Source organism: Pseudomonas sp. NPDC086251 (assembly GCF_044746405.1).
GTDB lineage: Bacteria > Pseudomonadota > Gammaproteobacteria > Pseudomonadales > Pseudomonadaceae > Aquipseudomonas.
On the sequence record NZ_JBIVBY010000019.1, the window covers coordinates 125524 to 128868 of the forward strand.

Consider the following 3345-nt stretch of genomic DNA (forward strand, 5'->3'; position numbering starts at 1 on the left):
ACGATTGAGGGGGGGGGGCGGGGCGGGGGGGGGCCGCGCCCCCCCCCCCCCCCGCGCCGCCCCCCCCCCCCCCCCCCCCCCCCCCCCCCCCCCCGCTCCCACAAGGGTTTTGCATTCCAGGCGTCCATTGCGGGCGCCTGGCTTATGGTGTTTTAGCCGATGGTCATCAAGCTGGCATTACCACCCGCCGCAGCGGTGTTAACGCTCAACGCCCGCTCGATCACCAGACGCTCCAGCGCAATGTTGGTTTCACCCTGCGACAAACCATGAACCCCGACAATCGCCCCGGCACGTTTGGCCACTTGCTGGCAAACCGCACGCAGCTGATCGGAATGGCCGTGATGCAGAACCGCATCAAACAGCACTTCGTCCTTGCTCCAGTCAGAAACCAGCTTGATCTTCGCCTGAATGTCCTTCGGCAAACGTGCGAACAACGCCTTGGTCAAGTCAGCTTCCGGCCATACCGCCGAACCGCCGACCGCCAATACCGCCGCCAATTGCGTCAGCAGATCGCCTTCGACGTCTGCCAGGCACAGCACGTGTTCGCGCGGCAGGATGGCGTAGCTGTTGCGCTCGCCAGTCGGGCCCGCCAGAACACGGGTGATCCCGCTTTGCGATTGCGCCGCGAACTGCTCGCACAGGGTGCTCAGGTCGGCAAACTTGTTGCTGTCGGCCCAGGCTTTCAGCGCGGTCAGCGGTTTGCTCATGGCATCGCGCAGACGAACGTCCGGTGCTGCGATGGCATCACCGCGAGCGAAGGATTGTTCGATTGCATCGGTAGGACGCGTCGACAGCAGGCGGTACAGGTACAGCGGACCACCGGCCTTCGGGCCGGTACCCGACAAGCCTTCACCACCGAACGGCTGCACGCCGACCACGGCACCGACAATGTTGCGGTTCACATAGACGTTACCGGCGTTGACGTTGTCGATCACCTTGGCGATGGTCTCGTCGATGCGCGTGTGCACGCCCAGCGTCAGGCCGTAGCCGGAAGCGTTGATCTGACCGATCAGTTGATCGATGTCTTTGCGCTTGTAGCGAACCACGTGCAGCACCGGACCGAAGATCTCCCGTTGCAGTTCGTCGAAGCTTTCCAGTTCGATCAGCGTCGGCATCACGAAGGTGCCGCGTTTGACTTCTTCAGTGTTGGCAATCGCCACCTGGTACACGCTGCGACCTTTGTCGCGCATGGCCTGGATGTGTTTCTCGATGCCGGCCTTGGCTTCGGCGTCGATTACCGGGCCGATGTCCACGGACAGACGCTCCGGGTTGCCGAGACGGCATTCAGCCATGGCGCCCTTGAGCATTTCGATGACACGGTCAGCGGAATCTTCCTGCAAGCACAACACGCGCAGTGCCGAGCAACGTTGACCGGCGCTGTCGAAGGCCGACGACACCACGTCGATCACGACTTGTTCGGTCAGTGCCGAGGAGTCGACGATCATCGCGTTCTGGCCGCCGGTTTCGGCGATCAGAGGAATCGGCCGACCTTGTGCATCGAGACGACCGGCGACGTTGCGTTGCAGCAAGCGAGCGACTTCGGTCGAACCGGTGAACATCACGCCTTTAACCCGATCGTCACCGACCAGGCGAGCGCCAACGGTTTCGCCACGGCCCGGCAGCAGTTGCAGCACGCCTTCCGGAATCCCGGCTTCGAGCAACAAACGCACCGCTTGAGCGGCGACCAACGGCGTTTGCTCCGCAGGCTTGGCCAATACCGGGTTACCGGCAGCCAAAGCAGCAGCAACCTGGCCACTGAAAATCGCCAGCGGGAAGTTCCACGGGCTGATGCACACCACCGGACCCAATGGGCGGTGGGCGTCGTTGGTGAAATCGTTGCGCGCCTGCACTGCGTAATAACGCAGGAAGTCCACGGCTTCACGCACTTCGGCGATGGCGTTGGCGAAGGTCTTGCCGGCTTCGCGAGCCAGCAGGCCCATCAGCGGCTGGATCTCGCCTTCCATCAAATCGGCGGCACGTTCCAGAATCGCGGCGCGCTCGGCGGGCGGGGTGGCCTGCCAGATCGGCGCAGCATTCAGGGCGCACTGGATCGCGTTGTCGACGTCTTCGACGGTCGCTTCCTGTACATGGCCAACCACGTCACGCAGATCCGACGGGTTCAGCACGGCAGCCGGGGTTTCTGTGCTGGAGGCGCAACCGAGCATCGGCGCGGCTTTCCAATTGTTGTGAGCGGTGGCCAGCAGGGCGCAGGACAGCGAAGCCAAACGATGTTCGTTGGCCATGTCGATGCCGCTGGAGTTGGCGCGCTCGGCACCATAAAGATCACGCGGCAGCGGAATACGCGGATGCGGCAGGCCGAAGCCGCCTTCCAGCGTCGCCATCTGCTCGATGCTGGCCACTGGATCGGCCACCAGCTCCTGGATCGAAATGGATTGGTCGGCGATACGGTTGACGAACGAAGTGTTCGCGCCGTTTTCCAGCAGACGACGTACCAGGTAGGCCAGCAGCGTTTCGTGAGTACCGACCGGTGCGTACACGCGGCACGGACGGTTCAGCTTGCCTTCGGAAACTTTGCCTACAACCTGTTCGTACAGCGGTTCACCCATGCCGTGCAGGCACTGGAACTCGTACTGGCCGGGGTAATAGTTCTGACCGGCAATGTGGTAAATGGCCGACAGGGTGTGGGCGTTGTGCGTGGCGAACTGCGGGTAGATGACTTCCGGCACCGACAGCAGTTTGCGGGCGCAGGCGATGTAGGAAACGTCGGTGTACACCTTGCGGGTGTAGACCGGATAGCCTTCCAGGCCTTCGACCTGGGCGCGCTTGATTTCGCTGTCCCAGTACGCGCCTTTTACCAAGCGGATCATCAGGCGATGACGGCTGCGACGCGCCAGGTCGATCACGTAGTCGATCACGTACGGGCAGCGCTTCTGATAGGCCTGGATCACGAAACCGATGCCGTTCCAGCCGGTCAGTTGCGGCTCGAAGCACAGGCGCTCGAGCAGATCCAGCGACAGTTCGACCCGGTCCCCTTCTTCGGCGACGATCTTCCGGCCGATGTCGTATTGCTTGGCCAGCAGGGTCAGCGACAGCAGGCGCGGGTACAGCTCGTCCATCACACGCTCGTACTGCGCACGGCTGTAACGCGGGTGCAGTGCCGACAGCTTGATGGAAATGCCCGGGCCTTCATAAATCCCACGACCGTGGGACGCTTTGCCGATCGAGTGGATGGCTTGTTCGTACGAGGCCAAGTACTTCTGGGCGTCGTGCTCGGTGAGTGCGGCTTCACCCAGCATGTCGTAGGAATAGCGGAAGCCCTTGGCTTCGAACTTGCTCGCATTGGCCAGGGCTTCGGCGATGGTTTCGCCGGTGTCGAACTGCTCG

1 protein-coding gene is annotated in these 3345 nt (G+C 62.7%); it reads right to left on the reverse strand.

All coding sequences use genetic code 11. The features are described from left to right. Positions 1–152 precede the first annotated feature (152 nt). Positions 153–3345: trifunctional transcriptional regulator/proline dehydrogenase/L-glutamate gamma-semialdehyde dehydrogenase (gene putA, locus ACIPL2_RS21985; protein WP_401359595.1), on the reverse strand; the 3193-nt coding region annotated here is incomplete at its 5' end.